This is a genomic window from Ktedonobacter racemifer DSM 44963, from assembly GCF_000178855.1.
In the GTDB taxonomy this organism is placed as follows: domain Bacteria; phylum Chloroflexota; class Ktedonobacteria; order Ktedonobacterales; family Ktedonobacteraceae; genus Ktedonobacter; species Ktedonobacter racemifer.
Window position 1 is genome coordinate 1,255,885 of sequence record NZ_ADVG01000002.1, and the last position, 25,228, is coordinate 1,281,112.

The 25,228-nt window shown below is 54.5% G+C and carries 22 protein-coding genes and 1 tRNA gene; 4 read left to right on the forward strand and 19 right to left on the reverse strand.

Going from position 1 to position 25,228, the window contains the following annotated elements:
• Positions 1–101 precede the first annotated feature (101 nt).
• Complete coding sequence (pruA, locus tag KRAC_RS21780) at positions 102–1,679, forward strand: L-glutamate gamma-semialdehyde dehydrogenase (protein WP_007910786.1); 1,578 nt, start codon at positions 102–104, stop codon at positions 1,677–1,679.
• Between the two features lie 21 nt (positions 1,680–1,700).
• On the forward strand, positions 1,701–2,642 hold the full coding sequence (locus KRAC_RS21785; RefSeq protein ID WP_007910788.1) for an MBL fold metallo-hydrolase: 942 nt from the start codon (positions 1,701–1,703) through the stop codon (positions 2,640–2,642).
• Between the two features lie 118 nt (positions 2,643–2,760).
• On the opposite strand, the gene KRAC_RS21790 is transcribed toward KRAC_RS21785, so the two are convergent.
• The 4 genes from KRAC_RS21790 to KRAC_RS21805 all read right to left on the reverse strand — a co-directional run bounded on the left by KRAC_RS21790 (position 2,761) and on the right by KRAC_RS21805 (position 6,479).
• Entirely contained in the window at positions 2,761–3,414 is a 654-nt protein-coding gene (locus KRAC_RS21790; RefSeq protein ID WP_007910789.1) for a DUF4388 domain-containing protein, read from the reverse strand.
• 106 nt (positions 3,415–3,520) lie between these two features.
• Positions 3,521–4,123 (reverse strand): acyltransferase, encoded by a 603-nt coding sequence (locus KRAC_RS78390; protein WP_007910790.1) that lies wholly within the window; start codon positions 4,121–4,123, stop codon positions 3,521–3,523.
• A gap of 166 nt (positions 4,124–4,289) precedes the next feature.
• On the reverse strand, positions 4,290–5,297 hold the full coding sequence (locus KRAC_RS21800) for a Gfo/Idh/MocA family protein (RefSeq protein ID WP_007910792.1): 1,008 nt from the start codon (positions 5,295–5,297) through the stop codon (positions 4,290–4,292).
• Between the two features lie 54 nt (positions 5,298–5,351).
• On the reverse strand, positions 5,352–6,479 hold the full coding sequence (locus KRAC_RS21805) for a DegT/DnrJ/EryC1/StrS family aminotransferase (RefSeq protein ID WP_007910793.1): 1,128 nt from the start codon (positions 6,477–6,479) through the stop codon (positions 5,352–5,354).
• A gap of 362 nt (positions 6,480–6,841) precedes the next feature.
• Between KRAC_RS21805 and KRAC_RS21810 the strand changes: the two genes are divergently transcribed.
• Positions 6,842–7,525: a sugar transferase gene (locus tag KRAC_RS21810; protein WP_040443991.1), complete on the forward strand. Its 684-nt coding sequence runs from the start codon at positions 6,842–6,844 to the stop codon at positions 7,523–7,525.
• A 500-nt stretch (positions 7,526–8,025) separates the two neighbouring features.
• On the opposite strand, the gene KRAC_RS21815 is transcribed toward KRAC_RS21810, so the two are convergent.
• From KRAC_RS21815 to KRAC_RS74635, 9 genes are all read right to left on the reverse strand, one after another.
• On the reverse strand, positions 8,026–8,766 hold the full coding sequence (locus KRAC_RS21815) for a response regulator transcription factor (RefSeq protein WP_007910795.1): 741 nt from the start codon (positions 8,764–8,766) through the stop codon (positions 8,026–8,028).
• 954 nt (positions 8,767–9,720) lie between these two features.
• The gene (locus tag KRAC_RS21820) at positions 9,721–10,167 is read right to left on the reverse strand and encodes a divergent PAP2 family protein (RefSeq protein ID WP_007910796.1); all 447 of its coding nucleotides are present in this window, start codon (positions 10,165–10,167) and stop codon (positions 9,721–9,723) included.
• A gap of 23 nt (positions 10,168–10,190) precedes the next feature.
• Positions 10,191–10,412, reverse strand: a complete 222-nt coding sequence (gene xseB, locus KRAC_RS21825) for an exodeoxyribonuclease VII small subunit (protein WP_007910800.1) — start codon at positions 10,410–10,412, stop codon at positions 10,191–10,193.
• Between the two features lie 129 nt (positions 10,413–10,541).
• Positions 10,542–11,777: an exodeoxyribonuclease VII large subunit gene (gene xseA / locus KRAC_RS21830; protein ID WP_007910801.1), complete on the reverse strand. Its 1,236-nt coding sequence runs from the start codon at positions 11,775–11,777 to the stop codon at positions 10,542–10,544.
• A 6-nt stretch (positions 11,778–11,783) separates the two neighbouring features.
• On the reverse strand, positions 11,784–12,293 hold the full coding sequence (locus KRAC_RS62185) for an acetyl-CoA carboxylase biotin carboxyl carrier protein (protein WP_007910807.1): 510 nt from the start codon (positions 12,291–12,293) through the stop codon (positions 11,784–11,786).
• Positions 12,294–12,462: 169 nt separating this feature from the next.
• Positions 12,463–13,020, reverse strand: a complete 558-nt coding sequence (efp, locus tag KRAC_RS21840; protein WP_007910809.1) for an elongation factor P — start codon at positions 13,018–13,020, stop codon at positions 12,463–12,465.
• Positions 13,021–13,083: 63 nt separating this feature from the next.
• Positions 13,084–13,527, reverse strand: a complete 444-nt coding sequence (gene aroQ / locus KRAC_RS21845; RefSeq protein WP_007910811.1) for a type II 3-dehydroquinate dehydratase — start codon at positions 13,525–13,527, stop codon at positions 13,084–13,086.
• 3 nt (positions 13,528–13,530) lie between these two features.
• On the reverse strand, positions 13,531–15,195 hold the full coding sequence (gene aroB, locus KRAC_RS21850) for a 3-dehydroquinate synthase (RefSeq protein WP_007910813.1): 1,665 nt from the start codon (positions 15,193–15,195) through the stop codon (positions 13,531–13,533).
• A gap of 174 nt (positions 15,196–15,369) precedes the next feature.
• Complete coding sequence (locus tag KRAC_RS74635; RefSeq protein ID WP_007910815.1) at positions 15,370–17,874, reverse strand: CHAP domain-containing protein; 2,505 nt, start codon at positions 17,872–17,874, stop codon at positions 15,370–15,372.
• Positions 17,875–18,230: 356 nt separating this feature from the next.
• On the opposite strand from KRAC_RS74635, the gene KRAC_RS21860 reads away from it, so the two are divergent.
• Positions 18,231–18,304, forward strand: a tRNA-Val gene (locus tag KRAC_RS21860).
• A 187-nt stretch (positions 18,305–18,491) separates the two neighbouring features.
• Here the strand turns inward: KRAC_RS21860 and ispG are convergent.
• The 6 genes from ispG to frr all read right to left on the reverse strand — a co-directional run bounded on the left by ispG (position 18,492) and on the right by frr (position 25,138).
• Complete coding sequence (gene ispG / locus KRAC_RS21865) at positions 18,492–19,733, reverse strand: flavodoxin-dependent (E)-4-hydroxy-3-methylbut-2-enyl-diphosphate synthase (RefSeq protein ID WP_007910817.1); 1,242 nt, start codon at positions 19,731–19,733, stop codon at positions 18,492–18,494.
• A gap of 21 nt (positions 19,734–19,754) precedes the next feature.
• Positions 19,755–20,954 carry a M50 family metallopeptidase gene (locus KRAC_RS21870; RefSeq protein ID WP_007910818.1) on the reverse strand — a complete coding sequence of 400 codons (1,200 nt, stop codon included), beginning with the start codon at positions 20,952–20,954 and terminating at the stop codon, positions 19,755–19,757.
• Positions 20,955–21,022: 68 nt separating this feature from the next.
• A complete protein-coding gene (locus KRAC_RS21875; protein WP_007910820.1) occupies positions 21,023–22,204 on the reverse strand; it encodes a 1-deoxy-D-xylulose-5-phosphate reductoisomerase in 1,182 nt (393 codons plus the stop codon).
• 500 nt (positions 22,205–22,704) lie between these two features.
• Positions 22,705–23,628: a phosphatidate cytidylyltransferase gene (locus KRAC_RS62190; protein ID WP_007910828.1), complete on the reverse strand. Its 924-nt coding sequence runs from the start codon at positions 23,626–23,628 to the stop codon at positions 22,705–22,707.
• A 164-nt stretch (positions 23,629–23,792) separates the two neighbouring features.
• Positions 23,793–24,578 (reverse strand): polyprenyl diphosphate synthase, encoded by a 786-nt coding sequence (uppS, locus tag KRAC_RS21885; RefSeq protein WP_007910830.1) that lies wholly within the window; start codon positions 24,576–24,578, stop codon positions 23,793–23,795.
• A gap of 2 nt (positions 24,579–24,580) precedes the next feature.
• Positions 24,581–25,138 (reverse strand): ribosome recycling factor, encoded by a 558-nt coding sequence (frr, locus tag KRAC_RS21890; protein ID WP_007910833.1) that lies wholly within the window; start codon positions 25,136–25,138, stop codon positions 24,581–24,583.
• Positions 25,139–25,228: the final 90 nt, after the last annotated feature.

The following is a 25,228-nucleotide window of genomic DNA, read 5'->3' on the forward strand; positions in this document are numbered from 1 at the left end:
TACACAGAAGCATTCCTCTACCATCACCCCGCCTCTATGAGATAGAATAAGGAGGCAATCAATCACATGACACGATGAAGTGTTGAAGGAGTTTATACATCATGGCCAAAGTTTTAGAAGATATCAAAGGGCGTCTCCAAACGCCTTTCACAAATGCACCTTTTACTGATTTCAGTAAAGAAGAGAATAAACGTGCCCAGGAAGAGGCAATCACCCAGGTGAGAAGCGAGCTGGGTCAGACCTATCCGCTCATCATCGGTGGCAAAAAGATTATCGGTGAGAAGACCTTCGCCTCGGTCAACCCCTCGCAGCCTGATCAGGTAATAGGTCACTTTACCAGCGCGACCGTCGAGCAGGCAAACGAGGCGGTGAAAGTCGCGGCCGAGACCTTCGAAAGCTGGAAACATGTTCCGGCCGAAGAGCGCGCCAGCTATCTCTTCGCCGCCGCCGATCTCATGCGCCAGCGCCGTTTCTACTTTAACGCCTGGATGATCTTTGAGGTTGGTAAGAGCTGGGTCGAGGCCGATGGCGACACCGCCGAGGCCATTGACTTCCTCGAGTACTACGCACGCGAGATGCTGCGCCTGGCTGGCGATCAGCCTGTCACGCCTCTGCCTGGCGAAGAGAATAAACTCGTCTATATTCCGCTGGGTGTGGGCGCGGTCATTCCGCCCTGGAACTTCCCTAATGCCATCATGGTCGGCATGACAAGCGCCTCGTTTGTCGCTGGCAATACAGTTGTGCTCAAACCTGCCAGCACTTCGCCCGCCATTGCCTATCAGTTTATGCGCCTCCTCGAAGAGGTGGGTCTGCCCGCTGGCGTGGTCAACTTCCTGACCGGTTCCGGCTCAGTCGTAGGTGATACCCTCGTTGATAACCCTAGCGTGCGCTACATCTCCTTCACTGGCTCGCGTGACGTCGGCTTGCGCATCTATGAGCGCGCGTCGAAAACGCCCAAGGGACAGCGCTGGCTAAAGCGTACCATCCTGGAAATGGGTGGCAAAGATGGAATCGTCGTCGACGAGACCGCCGACCTGGATGCCGCCGCCACCGCTATCGTTGCCTCCGCCTTTGGCTTCCAGGGGCAGAAGTGTTCGGCTGGTTCCCGCGCCATTGTCGTCGAGCAGGTCTACGACAAGGTATTGGAGAAAGTGGTCGAGAAGACCAAAACCCTTACTATGGGCGATGTGACTCAACCAACCACCTACATGGGTCCCGTGGTTGACGAGAACGCCATGAAGAAAATCCTCGAGTACATCGAGCTCGGCAAGCAAGAGGGACGCCTCGTCACTGGCGGTAAGCACCAGGGGCCGGGCTACTTTATCGAGCCAACCATCTTCGCGGACGTCGCCCCCGAGGCGCGTATCTCGCTGGAGGAGATCTTTGGCCCGGTTCTAGCCTTTATCAAAGCGAAAGACTTTGATGAGGCCCTCGACATCGCTAACAATACCGAGTACGGCCTGACCGGCTCGCTCTTCTCTAACGACGAGCAGCGTCTTGAGCGCGCCGGCGAAGAATTCCATGTTGGCAACCTGTACTTCAACCGCAAGTGCACAGGCGCCATGGTTGGTGGTCATCCCTTCGGTGGCTTCAATATGTCGGGTACGGACTCCAAGGCAGGAGGCCCGGATTACCTGTTGCTCTTCACACAGGCGAAATCCATCTCGAAGAAAAAGTAAGGAAGCGAGGAGTTTATACTCTTGACAGAGGTAACACAACTCACCCCTGGAATCTGGCAGATTTCGCTGCCGTTCCAGGGGGAGACAGACATTATCGGCTCCTACCTCCTGGCAGGTAGCGATGAAATCGCGCTGATTGATCCAGGACCGGGAAGCACCAGCGAGGCCCTACTGGAGGGGGTACGCCAGGCGGGATTTGATCCCGCGCGCGTCACCCACATCCTGGCCACGCACATTCACCTGGATCATACTGGAGGAGTCGGAAAGCTTCTCGCCTCTATGCCCCAGGCACGCGTGTTCGTTCATAGTAAGGGCGCGCAACATCTCATTGATCCTGGGAAACTCATCTCCAGCTCGGAGCGCATCTATGGCGAACGCATGCAGGAGTTATGGGGCGAGATTCTCCCTGTGCCCCAGGAGAAGGTCCAGGTCATTGAGGGCGGAGACGTTCTCAATATCGCGGGTCGGCGCCTGGAGGTTCACTATACTCCCGGGCATGCCATCCACCACGTCATCTTCTTTGATGTGCATAGTGGAGATCTCTTCGCGGGCGACGTCGCGGGCGTGCGCCTGCCTGGCATCACTTATGGGCGACCTCCCACCCCACCTCCAGACCTGGATATCGAGGCCTGGTCGAGCAGCATCGATACGCTCAAAAAGCTGCGCCCCGATGTCATTTACCTGGCGCACTTTGGTCCCGTCCGCAACCTGGCTCCGCATCTTGAAAGCATACGCGCGAAGCTCTTTAACTGGGGTGATCTCGTGCTACGAGCCATGCGCGAGAACAAGAGCGAGGCGGAGATTATTGAACTTTTCATCGCGGAGACACGCCCTGAATTACAGCGCCTTTCGAACGATCCGCGTACGCTCGAGCGCTACGAGATCGCATCGAACTACCCTATGACAGTGCAGGGGTATATGCGCTACTGGCGTAAGCACCACCCCGAGCGGCTCGAAGCATAAAGCAACCGCTTCTCAGCGGGTAGACATCTACCTGCCAGAAGAGAAAATGTCGGCGTGAGGGCAGGCACCTGTCTGCCCTCACGCCGACATTTTCTCTTCTGGTGACACACTATTATTGTTAGCCAACCGGCTGGCGTGAGCCTACATGCATGATACGCGTCAAGAATCGCGAGACATCCTGAGTCAAACGCCCGGCCTGCTGGAGCGTCTGGCTGACCGGAGAGAGCCAACCTGAGCTAGCCACAGGTAGAGGAGGCGTCTCGGGTACGATACATACCGCCATTTTGGCAGAGACCCAGAGCGCTAGCTGTGCATCTTTACTAGTAGTTACGGATACGCCCTCGATGAGAGGCTTGGCAGGCAAGTGAGCGGTCATATATCCCGCCAACCCATCGAGAGAGGCATATGAGGCACCATACACGACGCCCTTGACCTCCACCAGTTCTAGCCAGCTTTGGAAGAACTCTGCCTGGTGCCATGTCACGTCTTGAAAAGGGGCCCCTATCTGCGCATCAAAGCGTACCTTTGCCCTTTGCCACTGGAGTAAGTCCTGGAGTAACGCCTCAAGGTTACGCTTATCGCCCATAATATGCACCAGGCGTCCCTCTTGAAAGTAGAAATGAATCAGGCCCCGGCGCTCATCACTGCGTATGCAGAGCCGCCCGGAGAGCTCCTGATCGCGCACATCGAGCAAAGCATTGACGGCATCAAGAAAATAACGCTGTGTAGCATCACAACAGAGCGAAGCCTGTGTCGAGGACAAATGAGTCATCACCCTTTCCACCCCCACAAAAAAAAGATTTTTCGAAGAACCAGGTTAACTATACATGCCATTATACATGCCATTATCCATATTTGCAACTCTTTGCACATTATTACTATTCAAAATGCAAATTTACCCATCCACAAATCTCACACATACCAATCAATACATTTGCATCTTTTGTAACTGAAGATAAACGGCGTGCGCAACGACAGATATAACCGCGAAAGCGTGCTGGATTGCCCAGTACCAGGGTATAGGGCGCGACATCTTTTGTGACCACTGAGCCTGCTCCTACAAGCGCGAAGGTACCGATAGTCACGCCACAGACCACGACCGCGTTTGCCCCTATCGATGCTCCATACTTGACAAGCGTCGGCGTAATCTCCCAGTCCTCGCTCCCTTTAAGCTGGCCATCAGGTGTAATAGCCCTGGGATAGAGGTCATTGGTAAAACAGACGTGCGGGCCAATAAAGACACCATCCTCTACTGTGACACCCTCAAAGAGAGAGACATGGTTCTGTATCTTGACCCGCGCCCCAATATGAACGTGGGATTCGACGTAGACTCCTTTGCCGATATTGCACATGGCACCAATAGTGGCGGAGGCTCGCACATGAGCATGGCGCCAGATGCGCGTTCCCGCACCAATCTGCGCCCCCTCTTCGACCTCCGCCAGAGGGTGGATATAGCTTGTTACTGCGCTGCGCTCTTGCATATCTTTGGCTCCTTCTGATCTCACTTCTCAGCAACTGCGGTGCTTTGCAACAGGGTAAGGGTATGTCGTCGAGGGCAGGCTTTGCCTGCCCTCGACGACATACCCTTACCCTGTTGCAAAAGTTTGCCTAGTGCCTTGTTAGACAAACTCTTGTACGAGGAAGATACTATGCGGGTATAGTATCGGAAACCAGGGTGCGCAGTTGCTGATTTAAGGCATCCTGGGCCGCGGCCAGGACGCGTACGACGGAGAGGCCGACCTCGCCACTGGCACGTGGAGGCGTGCCAGTGCGGATGGCATGAATAAAATCTTCACACTCCAGGCGTAGTGGCTCGATCCAATCGATATGCGGAATAGTAATCGCGCCATGGCGATAGGACACCACAGGGTCGGCATTGACATCCGCGCCCTTGTTATAAATCTTGATCATCTCAGCAGGATTGGTATCGTCGTAGACCACCATCCTGGCATCGCCGATGACAGTTACCCGCCTCAGCTTGCAGGGGTGCAGCCAGCTCACATGGATATGCGCCGTCATCCCATCTGGGAAGCCAAGATCCAGGTGCGCGACGTCATGAATAGGTGGCAATAGGTGCGCGTTCGCCTGCACCTGGACCTGTTCAGGCAATTGACCAAACAGGTAGAGCAGGATTGAGACATCATGGGGAGCCAGGTCCCAGATGACGTTAATATCGCGACGAAATAGGCCTAGATTGACACGTTCAGCCTCAACACAATAGATCTTCCCCAATTCACCGCTCTGCACGAGCTTGCGCAGCTCGTTGACCGCAGGGCTATACTCAAAGGTATGCCCAACCATCAAGACCCGGTCCACCTGGCGTGCCAGCGCGACCAGTTCTTCCGCTTCCGCGACGCTGGCCGTCAAGGGCTTTTCAACCAGGACGTGCTTGCCATGGAGCAGGGCCTGTTTGGCGAGTGCGTAGTGGGTCCGGACAGGTGTCGCGATGACGACAGCATCAACATCTGAGCGGAGCAATTCCTCCACCTGGGATGTCACCTGGAGGCCTGGTTGTTGGCCCGCAAGCAGAGCTACCCGATGCTTATCCATATCGGCGACCGCGGTTACTGTGGCATGGGCGATACTATCCAGGTTACGGGCAATCTTTGGCCCCCAGTACCCCCAGCCAATGATGCCAAAACGTAAATCAGCCATACGTCGCTTCTTCCTTTTTTATCCGTGCATTATAAAGGGATAAATGACTAACGTTTATTTTTGCGTTACACCGATCAAGAGCGCCTGCTTCACTGTCTCCACGACCAGGTGCAGTTGCTCTTCAGTTAATTCGGGATACATAGGGAGTGAGACAATACGCTCGGCAGCATGCTCAGTCACGGGCAGCATACCACGCGTATATCCATAGTCTGCGCAGGCGGGCTGCAAATGAATGGGCACCGGGTAGTGCACATTGGTTCCAATTCCGGCATCTTCTAATGCCTTGCGGAAGGTATCACGCTGCTCCACCTGGATCACATAGTAGCAATAGACATGCGTGCCCCAGGAGCGAACCTCAGGCGCCTGCGGCACCACCTCGCGCAACCGCTGAGTGTAGAACTGCGCATGGGCCTGGCGCGCCTGGTTCCACTGCTCAAGGTAGGGCATCTTTAAGAGCAGGACGGCCGCTTGCAATTCATCGAGGCGATAATTGCCCCCGATCACCTCGTGATGATAGCGTACACGCGAGCCATGGTCGCGCAGCATGCATAATTTCTCCGCCAGGACAGGATCGCTGGTCGTACAGATGCCAGCCTCGCCAAAGGCTCCCAGGTTCTTACTGTAGTACAGGCTAAAGCAGCCTATATCACCAAAGCTACCAACGCGCTGGCCCTGATAGGTCGCCCCGTGTGCCTGTGAGGCATCTTCAATAACGCGTAGCCCACGCGCTCGCGCAAACTCAAGGATAGGCCCCATCTCAGCCGCATGCCCATAGAGATGCACAGGCAGAATGGCGCGTGTGCGTTCTGTGCACACAGTCTCTAGCTGACGCCAATCCATCAGGTAGGTCTGGGGATCCACATCGATAAATACCGGCCTGGCCCCCACCAGGGCAATGGCCTCCACTGTGGCGATAAAGGTGTTGGAGACCGTGATGACCTCGTCGCCCGCTCCAATATCGCAGGCACGCAGGGCCAGCACCAGCGCCTCCGTTCCCGAGGACACACCTATGCCATAGCGACAGGCACAATACTCGGCAAACTGCTGCTCAAAAGCGCGAGTCTTCGGCCCCAGGAACAAGTGCATACTCTCCAACACTTCAGCAAAGGCCGCCATAATTTCAGGCTTCAAGCTCTGATACTGGGCACGTAGATCAACAAGAGGAACTTGTAAAGGTACCACTCCCTCAGCACTCCTTCTCAAAAAAATGAAGCTCAGCCTCGCAGCGAGCAGAAAGACAACTTTACTAGTCAGGATAGTACCATGCGAGAGTGACCGGCTGATACTCGTTGTGGTAGAGGTTAGGTGAAACTTTGTCAGCGGAGTGGAGAACGTGTGGCTAGCCCAAAGGTTCCAAAGAGATTCCAATCCACCATATCACAGCGCTTCAATTTACCTCAATTTCTCCCTTTCTAGACGGGCCGCTACCAGTTTTCTATGCTCATCCGTACCGTTTCTGCACCCTCATACCGTACCATTGAGGCAGTATAAGATAGTTGAGGTTACGAGGAATTCCTCGTATGAGTCTTCGGGGAGGAATAGCCATGGCTGTTCAAGCACAAGCGACCCAGGTCCAGCAAGACCTGGCGTTCAGTAGAAGCTACCTGCGCTACAAACGCCTGCTTGACATCGCGTTTACGCTTCTCATCGGACCCTTTGTCTTGCTCGTGTGTCTCCTGGTCGCGCTCTGCGTTCGACTTGATTCACAAGGCCCGGTGTTCTTTCGCCAGAAGCGGGTGGGGCAAAACGGAAAAACCTTTGAGATGCTCAAGTTTCGTTCGATGTATACCAACAACGATCCCAGGCTCCATATCGAAAAGATTCAGCAGTATATGCGCGGCGAAAAGCTGAGCGAAGAGGCTGATGAGAGCATGGCCTATAAGATCCACAAGGATCCCCGAATTACGAGGGTGGGCCGCATTATTCGCAAATTGAGTTTTGACGAGCTGCCGCAATTCTGGAATGTCTTGCGAGGCGAGATGACACTGGTGGGGCCGCGCCCACCTCTATCCTATGAAGTAGAGATATACAAAGAGGGCGACTGGCTACGCCTCAGCGGCAAACCCGGCCTGACCGGAACCTGGCAGGTCTATGGCCGCTCACGTGTGACCTTCCAGCAGATGGTTGAGATGGATATCGCGTACCTGCACCAGCAATCGCTCTGGCTCGACCTCAAGCTCATCGTCCTGACAGTACCCGTCATGCTCCTGGCCCGTGGTGGTGGTTGAGATTTTGTCTGTATAGAGATAGAGATAAAGAGCACAGGACCACGGTCCTGTGCTCTTTATATAGGCGTGGCGAGAAAACCACGAGGTCTTCAGCCTCGTGGATGAATCGCCGGACCGCCTCTTGTTCTTTTGAGCAAGAGGCGGTCCATTGACTCAAAAAGCTCTGCCCGAAGGCAGGTGGTGCGTATCCCTTCGCTCTGACCACGAAGGGAATCCGGCTTCATCTCGACAAGGTTCAAAAGGCTTTTTACACCGAGAGCACCGGCCCTTTCCTCAAGCCTACTTAACTCTCAGCGACAGAGCAGCGGTCTGATGCGTCAACCGCAGGTGTCATGACCTATCGAACGTAGCGCCCATTTCTGGGGCTGAGTCTGGTGAACTCAGACTTCCGAAGAAGCTACTGAACCAAATCTTCAGTGACTTCCGAAGAAGCCGCCGCGTCTTTAGCTCAGCGGTAGTTCACCTCTATACAGACATTGAAGGATATGAGGTACGAGCCTCTAGATGGAGAGCGCGCGCAAGGCCTTCCCGCTCTCTACGGGTACCTTTTGTTCCTCGTTACGGCGGATCAGGGTATAGCCTACACCGGGAACGGTCAATATATAGCGTGGATCGCTGGGACTAGGTTCAATCTTCTGGCGCAGGTGGCGAATATGCGCTTTGATGAGGCAGGCATCGCCATCGCCATCGTAGCCCCAGACATGAGTGACGATCTGATTTGCGGTGCAGACATCGTTTGCATTGATCGCCAGCAAGTGTAATAGTTTGCTCTCAGTCGGGGTCAGGCGCACCAGTTTGCCATGAACACTCACCTCATTATGCAACGAATCGACACGAAGAGGGCCTACTGTGACCACAGAGGATGGGCGACGCTCCAGCGTAGAGCGAGCGCGACGACTCACCGCACGAATCCTGGCCAGCAATTGCGCCGGGAAAAACGGCTTACGTAAATAATCGTCCGCCCCCGACTCAAGGCAACGCACCTCGTCCTGTACCTCTTTGCTATCGGTTAACACCAGCACCAGTGCATCGTGCTTAGCGCGTAAATCGCGACACATTTCCAGCACATTCCCCCCCTTCAACATAGGATCAATGATTACCAGATCGGGACGTTGTTCGAGCCATTCACTTCGGGCTCGCTCACTATTATAGGCTCTGTATACTTCATACCCCAGAGTTTTTAGCCAGCTTGTGAGCATTTCCACCAAATCACGGTCACTATCGATGACCAGCAATTTCATATGTCTCCTCCCCTGATAGACATAACACATCTGCATATTGCGAGTAGTTGCCCAATGAGTTACCTGTCTCCCTTCTATGACCGCTTCTCATGCCATACAAGATTGTATCGATTGACGACAGGGTATTTGAAATTCTCACCTGATACACAAAAGCAAAAAATTGTCTTCATCCCTCACATCCTTGTAGAAATTTTTGCGCAGAACGTTTCAAGTGCTTTGGCATAAACATAGCGAGGCTCGCTTCTCTTACAGTCTCCCCCAAGACATGCAAACAAAGAAAATAATTGTCCTGCGTCAGGGAACATTCCTTTTTATACACGTGCAGGACTCGCCAGGGCAGAAACAAACCAACCCTCATAAGCGTTGCTTATGGCTTTGCAAGAGGAGGACATGTACCTAAAAGTATCAAGATAGTAAGCTTAAACTACGCAACGCACGACAACTCCTGACATACATAAAAACAATAAGATACAATATACAATATTTTAAATCTATTGCACCGAAATCTACCGTTATCCCCCTTCACGCAAACACAACCATTATTTTAGCATATTTTTCGCTCTATGGCAGGCAAAGCAGGGCACAATCACAAAAATATGTTTTTGCACTGCCCCTGGCTTCTTTGCACTTCCTAAATCTTAGACGCTTCCTCCACATTTTTTTGGGGCACTAAATGACTGGTTATTCTAGACAGACATCTTCTAGCAGCAAAGTATTCGGGGAGAATACAAACTGATCAATAAAAGGCTTCTTTCGTGCAGTACACATGAGGAGGAACATTGGACGCGTTCTCATTAAGGGAGTTGCTCTAAAAATTGAAGCAGAGGCAAGATGTCTTAACAAGAGTGTAAAGACATCTTGATTGGCGAGGGAAGAGATAGACAGGCGAGTAGGTCGCAAGCTGCGCAAGGAGCCTGCGGGCCTGACAAATAACGTAAAAAGCGCTAGTACTTGTTAATAACTAGTGGCGAGCAAACCAACACAAATACCCAGTAGTCCACCTACAAAAACCTGGATCGGGGTATGCCCAATCAGCTCACGCAAACGTTTTTCCGCGAAGGGATGCCCCTGAAAGGCTTCATCAATCATCTGATTTAAAATACGCGCCTGAATACTCACAGCACGACGCACGCCTGCGGCGTCATACATCACGATACCTGCCAGGACGGCCGCGATGGCAAAAGCTGGCGAACTGATGCCCATCACACGACCCACAGCGGTAGCCAGCCCGGTCACCAGGGCGGAATGCGAACTTGGCATACCACCAGAAGAAACGAGACGGCTCAGCACCAGGCGGCGTTCTTTAATGATTTCGCCCACCGTCTTGCTTACCTGAGCAAGCGCCCAGGCTAATACCGAGGCCAGGAGCACATGATTGTCTAAAAGCGTGTCACTAACCATAAGTTAAAAGAGCTTCTCCCCTCTTACAGGTCCAATGATTGCAAGGACAACGTGCCCTCGCTATCCACTTGCAGTTGTTGTACCGTTAACTCAGCCTTCTGTAAAAGCTCATTACAGTACTGAACAAGCGTCACGCCCTCCTGATAAGAGCTGAGTGCCTGCTCTAAGGAAACCTGTCCATCTTTCAAGGCTGCAACCGTGGCTTCTAGCTTGGCAAAAGCCTCTTCAAACGATAATGCTTCCATGACCTTCCTTCTTCCCCCGCAAAACTGTTGTCTTATCAAATCCTTTAGAGGGGTATATGTATTTTGGGGACACCCCAATCCCCGGCAGGAGGACCTGCGGCCCTCCTGCACCTCCTGCTTTGTATACCTTCAAACAGAGCCCAACTCTTCGCGTACAGTTACAGGAATGCTGCCGTCCTGCACCTGAATACTCAAGGCATCCCCGGCCTGTACCTGCTTCACGCTTGTTATCAGCCGCTGGTCTGGCTCATGTCTGACCACCGCATAGCCACGTGCAATCGTCAAGAGCGGACTTAACGCGTGCAGTTGCAAGGTTTGTCCGCTGAGGCGCTCCGCGCGTATGCTCAACAGGTGGCGCATATGCGTCTGCATGCGCTCACTGGCCTCGTCCAACTGCTGGCGATAGTTATTGATCTGTCCAACGGGACTCCTATGCTCAAGTTGATACTGGAGATCGGCAACCTGGGCCGCAAGCTCTTCCAGGCGCTCTTCCATCAGCGAGCCAAGCTCTTGCTGACGATCAAGCAACTCAATGCGCCAATCCTCGATGTTGGGGACCGCGGCGGTCGCGGCTGCGGTTGGCGTCGATGCGCGCAAATCGGCGACAAAGTCGGCCAGGGTAAAGTCCGTTTCATGGCCGACGCCACTAATCACAGGGATACTTGAGCGTGCAATGGCGCGCACCACGACCTCTTCGTTAAAGGCCCACAGTTCTTCGATGGAGCCGCCGCCACGCCCGGCAATGATGACCTCTGCCTCCCCGTGCTCATTCAGCGCATCGAGCGCAGCGGCAATAGAGGCAGGGGCATCACTTCCCTGAACCTGTGCGGGGGCAAGAATCACGCGCGCCAGAGGGTAGCGCTGGCGCAAGACGCGCAACATATCGCGCAGGGCCGCAGCTTGCGGCGAAGTAACAATCCCAATAACTTCCGGGCGCTCGGGAAGCACGCGTTTTCGCTCTTCCGCGAAGAGTCCTTCCGCCTCCAGGCGCGCTTTCAAGCGCTCCAGGCGCTCAAAGAGGGCGCCTACACCCAGAGGCTCGGCGCTCTCCACATAGAGTTGCAGCTTTCCGTCACGTTCATAGAATGAAATACGTCCATTCAGGGCGATTCCCATGCCATCGCGTAGCGTGGGAGCGGATGAACGCAGACGGGACTGCTTAAAGAAGACGCAGTTGAGCTGTGCGCCACTGTCCTTGAGGGTAAAATAACAATGACCGGAGGGGTAGGTCTTGCAATTGGAGACTTCGCCATACACCCGGACATCTTGTAGCATGTCATTGGTCTCAAGCCACTCTCGCAGGAAGACCGAGAGGGCTGAGACACTGATGGCTTCATTAAAGCCTGGAAGATGCATGGCGGTCATACCCTGCTATGCCTCCTCAGCCGTTTCAAGCGTCATCAAAGCCTGTCCATACTCCACAGGCTGGCCATCTTCCACGAGAAGTTCTAGCACACGGCCAGCAGCGCTCGCCTCAATCTCGTAGAGGACGTTGAGGGACTGAATTGAGCCAACCAGTTGCCCGACTTTGACTTTATCGCCCGCGGCAACCAGGGCTTTCCCTTTGGGCTTGGCCCAGGTGTGGAAAATTCCTACCAGCGGCGCGGTAACAGTATGCTGTGGAGGTGCAGACACCGAGGAGTCAGCCGCTTCAGCCACTGGCTCGCTAACACTGATTGTGGCGCTCTCTCCGGCCCTGGCCTTGCGCAAGACCAGGCGTGTTCCCGTCCCGCTATGCTTGACTTCAATTTCGGAAACGTCGCTTTTATCAAGCACTTTGACCAGGTGGGTCAGGTGTTCAATGCTCATCTGCTCCGTCTCTTGCTGCACTTCCTCTGGAAGTCTCTCTAATTGAGAGGAAGCACGTCTGCTGCCATCCATAGTCATACTCCCATACTACATTTATAAATGCTTAGTGAGCCAGATGCAAGCGCCTCGGTTGCCAATGGTTACGCGACGTCCCCTATGCTCACTCACTTCAGTTTCCAGGCATGCACTGATCTCTCCCTATCTACGGAGATCGTGTCAGAGATAGACCAGCAGAGCCGTTTTAGACACGCTCCACGTACTGACCCGTGCTGGTATTCACACGAATCGAGTCTTCGCTAGAAACAAACAAGGGTACCTGTACCACGAGACCCGTCTCGGTCGTCGCGGGCTTCGTACCGCCCGTAGCGGTGTCGCCTTTGAAGCCAGGCTCGGTATAGGTTATTTTGAGTACGACCTTTTCAGGCAGTTCCACCGAGATAGGCTCTTCGTTATAACGAATGATGTCAAGCTCGAGGTTATCAATGAGATAATCCTTGGCATTGCCCAGTTGAGCCTCATTCAGGGCAATATCATCATACGTGCTGGTATCCATAAAATGATACAGGTCATCGGCATTGTACTGATAGGTGACGGTCGAACGATCCAGATAGAGGCGTTTGAACTTATCGCCAGCGTCACATGTACGATCAAAAATCGCGCCGCTACGCAGGTTACGCAACTTCAGGCGCACGATAGCACCACCACGGCCAATTTTCACGTGCTGCCACTCGAGAATCGTGCAGGGATTCCCTTCAAACTCGATTGTGACGCCTTTTTTCAGGTCACCAGTGGAAATCATTCAGAAAACTCCTTTGACATTGAATGACCAATGGTCGTTCATCTGTATTTCTGTAGCAGGAAGCTACTTTTGTTCTTGTAAGAAGGCCACAAGCGCCTCAAGTGCCAGGAGATAGCCACGCCAACCCAGGCCCGCGATATGCCCATAGCTAATGGGAGCAATCACAGACTCATGGCGAAAAGGCTCCCGGGCATAGATATTGCTCAAATGGACCTCGATGATGGGTAGCCTGGTGCCCGCAAGCGCATCACGCAAAGCATACGAGTAGTGCGTAAAGGCGCCAGGATTGATAATTATGCCCTCTACGCGCTCGGCATACTGCTGAATTGTATCGATCAGCACACCTTCATGGTTGGACTGCACACACTCTATTGTCGCTCCCAGGCTGGCCGCTCGCTCTCGCAAACGCGCCTGGATCTGCTCGAGTGTCACACTGCCATATATCCCTGGGTCGCGCTTCCCCAACGTATTCAGGTTGGGTCCATTTAAAACCAGGATCTCCGCCATTGCCTATGACCTCGCTTCAGCGAAAAAATCTGTGACCACGCGCTCGACAAGATCATCGGACATCTCGGTAATGACGACTTCGCCAATCCGTCGGGGCATGATCCAGCGAATACGTTTGCCCACCACTTTCTTATCCAGGCGCGTTTTCGCCAGTATGTCCTGCGCCCGCACCAACCCCCGGTAGCGCGTGGGGAGTCCCAACGATGCGAGAAGTGCATTCTGTCGCTGCTCTTCTTCCGCGCCCCACATGCCAGCTTCACGCGCCATCTCAGCCGCAGCTACCATGCCCAGAGAGACCGCCTCGCCATGCAACCATTCACCGTATCCCGCGACACTCTCCAGCGCATGGGCAATGGTATGGCCATAATTCAAGATGGCGCGCAGGCCGCTCTCCGTCTCGTCTTCTTCAATAACCTGCACTTTGAGGTCGATGCAGCGAGCCACAATCTGGACCAGCAAGGAAGCAGGAAGGGACGAGAAATCGCGCAAAGCGTCTTTGTAGGTCTCCAAAAGCGCAAATAGCTTAGCGTCGAGTATGATACCATACTTTACAACTTCTGCCCATCCCTCTGTACGCTCCCGCTCTGGCAGCGTCAGCAGGGTCCTGGGGTCCACCAGGACCAGGCGTGGATGATAAAAAGCGCCGATCAGGTTCTTGCCCTGGCGATGGTTGATACCAGTCTTGCCACCAATGGCCGCATCCACCTGAGCCAGCAGCGAGGTTGGCACCTGAATCAGGGGCACGCCACGCAGATAGGTGGCCGCGGCAAATCCGACCAGGTCACCAATGACACCACCGCCAAGCGCGATCAAGACCTCGCGCCGCTCAGCATGGTGCTCAAGCAGCCAGTCATAGATCGCCTGTAGCTGCTCAGGTGATTTGCTCGCCTCGCCTGCCGGGACCGTGTAGAGGTAGGGTTCAAATCCCTGTTGCTTCAGGCTATGCACAACCTGCTCGCCATAAAGTGCGCGGAGATTGCTATCCGTAAAGAGGAAGACCCGCGAGGGCAGGCCCAACTGTGTCAGATACTGCGGGAGTCGCTCCAGCCCCCCCCAATCCACCACGGTGTCATAGCCTCTACCAATGTGAACATGCCTGACAACAGGCGCCCCATCCCTCGACGCGTCAGCAGCTTTTACCATAGCCATAATCTCCATAACCACCCGTTCCACGCTCCGGCCATGAGTCTGGCATACCAGGTCAGCCTCCTCATACCAGGCGCGACGGGTCGTGTACAAATTCCGCAACGTGGCCAGGGGATCGGGACCAGCCAGTAGAGGCCGGATCTCGGGCGAGGTACTCTTGGCAAGAGAGTGTGTATGCTGCGCTCGCAAGCGCTCAAGAGCCACCTCAGGCTCCGTTTGCAAATAGACCCGAACACCACGCTCGGCCATCAGCCTGCGATTCTCCTCGCGCGCCACCAGGCCCCCGCCTGTCGCCACAATCGCGCCCTCCTCATTTTGCGCGACACGCGCCAGGACACGACGCTCACACTCGCGAAAATACGCCTCACCATGCCGGGTGAAAATCTCGGGGATACCCATGCCCTCTTCCTGCTCAATGAGAGCATCAATATCAAGCAAAGGTCGCCGCAACTCTTGCGCAAGCAGGCGGCCCACCGTGCTCTTCCCGCTCCCTGAAAGCCCAATTAAAAAAACATGTCGCATGGCGCTATTGTAACATTAAACGGCCAGTGTGTGTATCATCTACTTTAAGAAGCCCTGGCTAGGGAGTACTTTTAACCTGACAATCAAGGGGTGTCATAGTAAAGGAGAGTGGGCCTGTATGGCAGCAGATGCTGCCATACAGGCCCACTCTCCTTTACTCCTTTTAGAATGCCCTTAGTACAATTCCTGGTTGTGGATATCGGTACTGAGCGTTGAGGCCAGGTTGAACGTGGTGGTATCCAGGGAGCTGACATACTGCTCGGAGGAGGGAGCCACGCCCTGGCGCTCAAAGGCGCGCGTACGGTTATCATAGACCTTGAACTGGCGGCCAAAGGAGAAGATATATTGCTGTAGCTGGCCCGTCTCACGATTGAGGACCAGGATATCATCTCCGTTCGCGCACTGGCCCTGGCCCAAACACTGGGAGCGGTCGGTAAACGAACCTACCAGGACTTGCCAGTGCTGGTCCCAGCTCTTTGTCACATATTGATGCGCCACTTGTAGCGTATCATCAAAGGCCAGGAACGTGCTCTGCCCCGCCTCGGGATCGTAGAGCATAACGCCCGTTGAAGAGGTGCCAAAGCTCCCCACATATGGCAGGAGATTCTGCCCCCAGTCGGAGTAATCCACGCTCTGATCAACCGTGAGATCCGCCTTCAGGGACCTGATCTGCGCGCTACCGCTACTGGGATCATACAACAGAATTTGTGCCCGCCCAGAGGCGTTAAAGTCTCCACTGTAGACCATCCAGTTACCACTCAGATCACTCATATCCTGCTGTTTAGTCACCTTGAGCGAGCCATCCAGGCCCAGCATACGCCCCTGACCATCGATGCGATCATAGAGGAAGATGCCATCCTGATCTGGTCCTATGAAGCGACCCACGTACACCTCCCAGCTCGCGTGCCAGAGCGTATACACCTGGCGATGTTTGACCTGGAAGTTCTGATCGAAATCGAGCATGATTACATTGGCGGTCTTTCCCTGCATCTCCCAATCGGCAAGGCTGGTGCCACTGAGATCACCATTCGAGCCATCCACATTACTGGTACGAGTTATGGCGGGAATAGTATATGCCGTAGGCTCCACGGTACTCTTCGCCTGTGTAGGTTGCGTCGCTGGTGTACTTGTCGACGATGGTGTTTGCGTAGGAGCAGGCGACGGCGCGACTGTCGGCGTTGGCGCGGCCTGCGTCGGGGTAGGCGTAGGCGTTGCCGTTGGACTTGGTGTCGGCGTTGCCGTTGGTGTTGGAGACGGCGTCGGACTTGGTGTCGGTGACGGAGTAGGACTCGGCGTCGGACTTGGTGTCGGAGTAGGACTCGGCGTCTTCGTTGGTGTCGGCGTCGGTGTCTTTGTATGAGTTGGTGTTGGGGTTGGCGTCGTAGTGCCTGGATCAGTGGGAGTAGTGCCAGGAGTGGTGCCGCTTGTATCTCCACCATTATCCGTCGAATTGCTGGTCCCTGGATCATAGGCACTGGGATTGGCAAAACGGTTATACATCATAACAGAGCTACGCTTGCCATCGAAACGACCAACATAGAGCTCCCATCCCGGCCCCTCGCCATCAAGGATGACATGCTTTTTTATCGTCAGCGAGGCCGTTAAGCTGATAAGGTGAATCTTGCCTTTATCCCGATCATAGAGCAAGATATCCGATGAACCCGTGCCATCGAAGTCGCCCACGTGAATATCGAGCGACGAGCCCCACTTGCCCGCTGGCACAGTAGAGTCACCTAAATCCACCAGTTTAGGGGCACCTGGATTCATTCGCACACCATGTGATATGTCATCATCAGCATTAGGCACAAAGGTTCCCGCCAGCGTTCGGCGCTTCTCCAACTGCAAGACCTGCAATTGCCCTTGCTTACGGTCATAGAGCAGGAGATCGCTGTAGCCACTCCCGGTAAAGTCGGCATTAAACTCCTGATCGGAGGAAGCGGGAGAGAGTCCTAGCGAGATGCGGCTGGAGGTATAGGTCGTAGTAGCACTGGATGAGTTCAGTAGTGCGTTTGTCTGCTGCACCTGGGAACTCACATTGGATGAAGTGCCAGCCAGCCTGGCAAAATGCTGGGTATCAAGCGTACGAGGGAAGTAGATAAAGCGCAACTGCCCATTCTGGAAATGGGTCGCGTTGATATAGTTTGTGTTGTAGTCGCGCCCGACATGCATGTAGGTTGTATCGCCATAATTTTGATAGGTCACATCAAAGGTCTGGCCATCGGGATACACAGAAGAGACGAAGGCCACATGGCCCGGCGCTCCATAGGCCCAGACCCCATCGGCGACTGGAAAAACAGCGATCGCGCCCAGGCGTGGGACAGTACCAACCGCTAATCCCGCCCGTGTGGCATCTACGGCCCATTCAGCGGCATTACCCCAGTTACGCGGGAGATCATACCCCAGTAAATGCCACTGCTGCCACGCCCACCAGGTACAGTTGCCACCAGTAGGAAAGGGGCCAGGGCAAATGGGATACGGGTTGCTATCAGGCGAGAATGTGACATGCTGGCACGATGTATCAACCGTCGCGACCGTATGCTGCTCTGCCTTGGCATAGGTCACTGAACTATTCCAGGGCGCAAACTCAATCGCGACAAGCGCACAAATAAATATAAGACTACACACATGTAAGACCAGGCGCCTACGTTGGACAACAGGTCTGCGAACACCAGGAAACATACTAAGAATCCCTTCTCAAAAGGAAAAATAACAGGAACAATCCTCGTCCTTCTTATAAAGGAAACCAATAGTAGTATCGCTTGCTTCATACCACTGGGCGCTTTCAGGCACGTCTTGCGCCTCAAAAAGTATAGCACCATATCTATGTATGGGCAAGCGCAAACGAACAGGATCAGGACCTATCGCTTATCGGTGAGCATGCCCGAAGGCGCGCCATACGTTACTTCTCCTCGTCAGAAAAGAAGCCAGAAATTCCTTTGCCATAGATCAGATAGGAATTTTTCCGGCGCGAAAAAAAGAGCCAGAAAATCTCTTGACAAAGTAGAGCCACAATGATATTATTCTCCATGTCGAGAGGGCGATTAGCTCAGTTGGTTAGAGCGCCACGTTGACATCGTGGAGGTCACAGATTCGAGTTCTGTATCGCCCATTTTTCGAAGCGGCTTCGTATGAAGCCGCTTTTTTGTGCACACTCACCTACCAGCAACCTCTCCCGCCATATCCCACAAATAGCATCTATCTTTAAGGTCATATGTATAAAGCCCGGCAGGAACACTAGAGCCACGTCTATGATGGCTCCTGACATTCTTGCCGGGCTTTTTTCTATATCGTTTAGGTTAGCGGGACGCGGGCAGGATAGGCAGGTTCATACCCTCGTCACGGGTACGGTGTGTGCCAGCCACGTCTTTGATACCGCCCTCAGGATAGATCAGCTTGGCCTCACCCTCAGGTAGCAGGCTCGCGACCTCTTTGAGGACGGCGTCCAGGAACTGGTCTTCAGGAACGGTTTTAATGACCTGTCCCTTGCGGAAGATGACGCCCTTGCCCTTACCACCAGCCAGGCCGACATCGGCGTCGCGTGACTCACCAGGGCCGTTGACAACGCAGCCCATGACCGCGACATGGATGGGGGTCTGCACCTTGGACAGGCGCTTCTCTACCTCGTTGGCGACGCTAATGACGTCGATCTCAACGCGGCCACAGGAGGGGCAGGAGACAAAGGTCACGCCGCGATTGCGCAACTCAAGCGACTTTAGAATCTCATAGGCCACGGGAATCTCTTCCTCAGGCTCGGCGCTCAAGCTGACGCGCATGGTATCACCAATGCCGTCCGCCAGCAGAAGACCCAGACCAACCGAGGATTTCACCGCGCCCGTGACCAGCGTACCCGCCTCGGTAATGCCCAGATGGATAGGATAATCCGAGCGCTCCGAGAAGCGGCGGTAGGCCTCAACCGCTGTCAGGACGGTGGAGGATTTCAAAGAGACAATAATATTGTGATAATCGAGCTCTTCACACCAGCTAATATATTCCAGGGCCTTTGTGACCATGCGCTCAGCCAGGCGCTCGCGCTCAAGACGACGGGCCTCTGCGGGATCACTGCGCTCCAGAGTGCCATCCTCGCGCAGGCGCACCTGGATGCGCTGCATCTGGGCCTGCTTGTCCAACGCGTCAATCGAGCCGGAGTTCACACCAATGCGCATCGCGATATCGCGCTCTTTAGCAGCCCGCACAATCTGCTCCAGAGACTCGCGTCCATTAAGCAGGTTGCCTGGATTGATGCGGACCTTGTCGATCCCCTGGCGAATGGCTTCCAGTGCCAGATTAGGATTATAATGAATGTCCGCAACCAGCGGAATCGAAATCTGCTTCTTGATCTCGCCCAGGACAACCGCATCTTCCATCTCGGGAACAGCTACGCGCACAATCTCACATCCGACCTCTTCCAAGCGTTTGATCTGCGCGACCGTGCTTTTCACATCACGGGTATAGGTGGTGGTCATAGATTGCACAGCTACAGGCGCGCCGCCACCAACCAGAACATTGCCAACGCGAACCTGACGAGTTTTCTTAGACATAATTAGTAGTACACTCCATTATCAGCCACCCCAATGTAAGACGTCGCTTACAGTCACGACGACCATCAGGGTAAGCAAGATTGCCATACCAACAAGATTGATAAGCCCCTCGCGCTCAGGCCTGAGACGCTTCCCTCCACGAATCATCTCGATGAAGATCAGCACCACACGCCCACCATCCAGGGCGGGGAAAGGTAGAATATTGACAATTGCCAGGTTTATACTCAACATCGCTGTTAAATTCAGGATGTACCACCAGCCAACAACGGGTACCGTCTGGGCCACTTCGCCCGTAATCTTAACGATGCCAACTGGACCCGCGATCTGCGGCTGGATCGCGCCTACAATCATCTGACCAATCGTGACAATAAAGAGGCGCGTGGTCGACAGGGTTTGCTGAATACCTCTGATCGGGGCCTGCCAGAGGGGGATGCTGACATTAACCGTCTTGCCCAGAACTCCCAGGTGGCCTTTATCGGCAGGCGGATTGACCAGGGCATGAACAGTCATATGGAGTGGCTGCGGCTCGCCCTTGCGCTCCACCACCAGTTTCACATCAACGGTCTGCTGCCCCTTACTCTGCGTCGAGGCCTTATCAACAATATCTTTCACTTCCTGGAACTGGGTGACGGACTGTCCATTGACGCTGAGGATCTTGTCATCCGCGTGCAGTCCTGCCGCCGCCGCAGGCGAGCCAGCGTTCACCTGGGCAATGATGGCCGGCGTCGTTGGCTCTCCCTGTCCATAGGCAATCGTGAAGAGCGCAATCGCCAGCAAGACGTTCATGATCACGCCCGCACAGAGGACAGCGATGCGCTTCCCGGCAGGCTTGGCCGCAAAGCTCTCAGAGTCGTAATGACCATCCTCATCATGTGCATCGCCATCTTCGCCCGGCATACGCACAAATCCGCCAATCGGCAGAAGGTTGATAGAGTAAATGGTATTCTGCTTCGCGGAGGCATGACCCTGGCTTACTCCACCGCTTGTACCTGTCAGTGGACTCTCTAGCCCCTCCATCTGCTCGGAACGGCCGCCAAACCAGACCACTTCCCATCCACCCTGAGGGCGACGGCGAAAACCAACCAGGCGTGGTGGCAAGCCAATACCGAATTCATCAACTCGAATACCCGCCCAGCGAGCAGTGATGAAGTGTCCAAATTCGTGTACAAGCACAAGCAATCCAAAAACCGGGATAGCTGCGAGTAGGTACCAGTTATTCATCTAGTTATCCTTTGCTCCTCAAAAATGCCTCCGGCAAGAACACACTACGATACGACGCTCCTGATTATCTAACCAGCCAGGTGTTTTTCACCCCATTCTCGCGCCGTACGGCGTGCCCATGCACAAGCCTCCAACGTCGCGTTCACATCGGGCTGGGCAATTGAGTTATGTTGCTCAAGCACTGCCTCAAGCATCTGGGCGATCCCCTGATAAGGTATCTTTCCCTCCAGGAACATCGCTACAGCCTCTTCATCCGCGCCCACCAGCGCGCAGGAGTAGGTCCCTCCTCGCTTCCCGGCCTCAAGCGCCAGGCGGAAACAGGGGAAACGCTCCAGGTTCAATTCTTCAAAGTGCAGCGCCGCGATCGAGGGCCAGTGTAGTTCGCGAATCAAGTTTTTATCGGCAGTATCCAGGCGCTCCGGGTAAGTGAGCGCATGCATGATAGGTAGATGCATCGTCGGCAGACTAGCCTGCATCTTAATCGAGCCATCACAGAATTCAACCATGGAGTGGATGATGCTCTCAGGATGCACGACCACCTCGATGCGCTCGTAGGGCACATCAAAGAGCCAGTACGATTCAATGACCTCCAGGCCCTTGTTCATCAGCGTGGCGCTATCGATAGTAATCTTTGGTCCCATGCGCCAGGTGGGATGGGCCAGGGCCTGCTCCACAGAGACGTCGCGCAACTCTTCAGGAGGTGTCGTACGAAATGGTCCACCAGATGCTGTAAGAATTAATCGACGAATCTGGTTATTTTCTTCACCATGCAAACACTGCCAGATGGCACTGTGCTCACTATCAATGGGCACAATCGAGACACCATTGCGACGCGCGGCCTCCGTGACAATATGGCCGGCCATTACCAGCGTCTCTTTATTCGCCAGAGCAATGGTTTTACCAGCCTCAATCGCCGCCATCGTTGGACGCAGGCCCATCAGGCCAGAGGTCGCAGCCACCAGCACATCCGCATCCGCGTGCGTCGCAACCGCCAGCAGACCGCGCTCCCCCAGGATGACATTCGGAAAGAGCGCGCGTGCCTTCTGCTCCAGCTCTGCTGAATTGGCAAAGCAAGCAACCAGACTAGGGCGGAACTCGCGCACTTGTTCAGCCAGTAGGTCCAGGTTACTGCGGGCAGCCAGGGCCACCACCTGGAACTGCTCTGGGAAGCAGCGCACGATATCGAGTGTCTGCTGACCAATCGAGCCTGTGCTGCCAAGTAAGGCAATACGTTTAGGATATGCGCTCATGCACTCTTACTCACGGGTCTGGAAGCCCCTCTCATCTACGCCTCTACGATAAGCGTTGCTGACGCCCCTCAATAATACAAACGCGAGATGAGCACACAATCTTCCAGGAGACCCGCCCTTCTCTCTCTATAATAGCGAAGAACCTGTCTTCGCGCGAATTTTCATCTTTTTAGCGTGACGGCTCGCGCCTGCGGCGCTCGCCTTGGGTAAGTGGTGTGGTATGTGCTGGCAGCCTGCGACTGCCAGCACATACCACACCACTTACCCGGGGATAAGCTGGCTAGCCACCCCTATCCACACGCCTACGGGAACGGAGTCCAGGGGCAGATAGCCACCCCTGTCCACACGTCTACGGGAACGGGGTCCAAGGGCGGCTAGCCACCCCTGTCCACACATCTATGGGAACGGGGTCCAGGGGCGGAGCTCCTGGCGGGGTTTGGGGTGTCCCCAACCTCTTTTCCCCTTGCCGCCGCAGGCGGCAGAAATAACCCCACATTGGGTTAGCTAAGCTGCAAGAGCGAGGCGAAGAGGTAGACAGCGATAGCCGCAAAAAGCAGGCTATCGATGCGATCCAGGACGCCACCATGCCCGGGCACGATCTGACTACTATCCTTGACATGCATCTGCCGCTTGAACAATGACTCCGAGAGGTCCCCCAGCGTACCCGTGACGCCCACAAGCACTCCTACCAGGACCGCCAGGTACCAGGGAAGTCCCAGGGGGATGACGGTACAGAGCAGGGCCGCAATAATGGAGAAGATCAGGCCACCCAGGAACCCTTCCCAGGATTTGGCCGGACTGATGCGAGGAGCGAGTTTATGCTTGCCAAAGAGGCGGCCAATGAAGAAAGCCGCGGAATCAAAGCCCCATACGCCAAGGAGAGCCGCCAGCGTCCACCAGGCGCCCCGGGGAAGCACAAGGGAGAACGTAGGAGCAAAGCGCAACCAGCCGGCCTCCGTCCCACGCAACAGGAGCAGGAAACTGGTCGAGCCACCTACGTAGAGCGCTGTAGCCAGGGTCAAGGCCCAGTCCACCACTGAACCCTCAAGGTTTTTACGCGCAAACAGGCAGGGGAATGAGACCAGTAAGGTAATCCCTAGGCCGCTCTCCAGGATCAGAGATCGCTGGAGAGGGAACATCGTAGCCAGTAGCAAGAGCAGACCCCAGCCCATACTCAGCCATAAAATGGGGCGGTATCCGGCTTGCACTAGCATCGTGTGGAGCTCATAGATTCCCAACACCACCAGCACCACGGAGGCCACAAAAGCGACCCAGGAGCCAAACCAGACGACGACAAGCACAATCGGAATAAGAATAAACGCCGTCAGCAGGCGCAGACCCACTGATGTTTTCTCTTTATTTGCTTCCTGTGGAGGAGGAGGAGTGGAGACCTCCGGCTCTCCCTTTTCATTCGCGCCTTGCAAAAAAATCCCTTCCTCTGTGGGACAAAACGCTGTCGAACGATAAGCACCTATAAAAACAATAGGACGGTAACAAGGACCGCCCTACATTATATACTATCAAAGCCTGCTCTGTGGCCCACCCCACCTCAGGAGAGTGAGGCAGCCCTCTCAGCACCAGAGGTGCGTTACACTGATGTCGGCAGCACGCGTCCAAACTTGCGACTGCGTTGCTGGAAGCTTTGCACAGCCTCGAGCAGATCCTCGCGCCCAAAGTCGGGCCAGAGGGTAGGCGTAGCATAATACTCGCTATACGCCGATTGCCAGATCAAGAAGTTACTGACGCGCATCTCACCAGCGGTGCGAATGACCAGGTCTGGATCGGGGAGGTCCCGTGTATATAGATAAGAGCTGATCATTTCTTCAGAGATGGTCTCGGGCTGGCGACCATCCGCGATAATCTGGCGGACCGCGTCCACCAGTTCAGCCCGACCACCATAGTTAAAGCATACGTTGAGGCCGATACGCTTATTGTCTTTTGTCAAATCCATTGACTCGCGCACGGCCTGCTGAATATCTGGAGCGAGATCATATAAACGACCAAGATGGCGCAAGCGCACACCATCGCGATGTAGCTTCTCTAGATCCGAGCGAATAGTCTCCCAGAAGAGGCGCATCAAACCATCGACCTCGATCCGAGGCCGGTGCCAATTCTCGGTTGAGAACGCATACACACTAAGCATCTCAATATTTTCGTCTGCGGCGCACTCAACGACACGCCGGAGTGCGCTTACACCCGCCTTATGTCCTGCCAGGCGTGGCAGGTGGCGTCGCGTAGCCCAGCGGCCATTGCCATCCATAATGATAGCGATATGGCGCACGGGTGACTGAGACTGATCAGCTGCGACTGATTGTGGCTGCGACGAAACATTCTCTTTCCTACGTGAGGATAAGAGATTTTGTATCTTGGTCAACGTTAGACCTCCAGAATCTCCAGTTCCTTAGTTTTGCCGACCTTATCCATCTCCTCGATGAAGCGGTCGGTGAGCTTCTGTAGCTTTTCAGTGCTACGCTTCAGCTCATCCTCGGACACTTCTTTCTTCTTTTCACGTTCACGCAATTTATCCTGAACATCGCGGCGCACGTTACGGACGGCAACCTTGTGCTCATCGAGCTTCTTATGCAGAGACTTGACGAGATCCTTACGGCGCTCTTCGTTCATGGGCGGAATATTCAAACGAATAACCTGACCGTCGTTATTTGGATTAATACCCAGGTCAGACTTCTGAATCGCCTTCTCAATGTCCGCAGATATCTTCTTGTCCCAGGGCTGAATCACAATGAGGCGAGCCTCGGGAATCGAGATGGTTGCGACCTGATTGACAGGCGTTGGGGCTCCATAGTAATCGACGGTAATGCGGTCAAGCAGGGAAGCACTCGCCCGACCGGTGCGAATAGATCCCAGATCCTGCTTTAAGGCGTCAATGGCACGTTTCATGCGCCTTTCTGCATCGTCAAATAAGTCAGCAGTCATAACTTCAACCCCTTCTCAACTGAGCACTGTCTCACAGCAGTGCTTACGCGAATGTGAGTAGACAAGTGGTGCAAGCGTTGTTCAAGAATG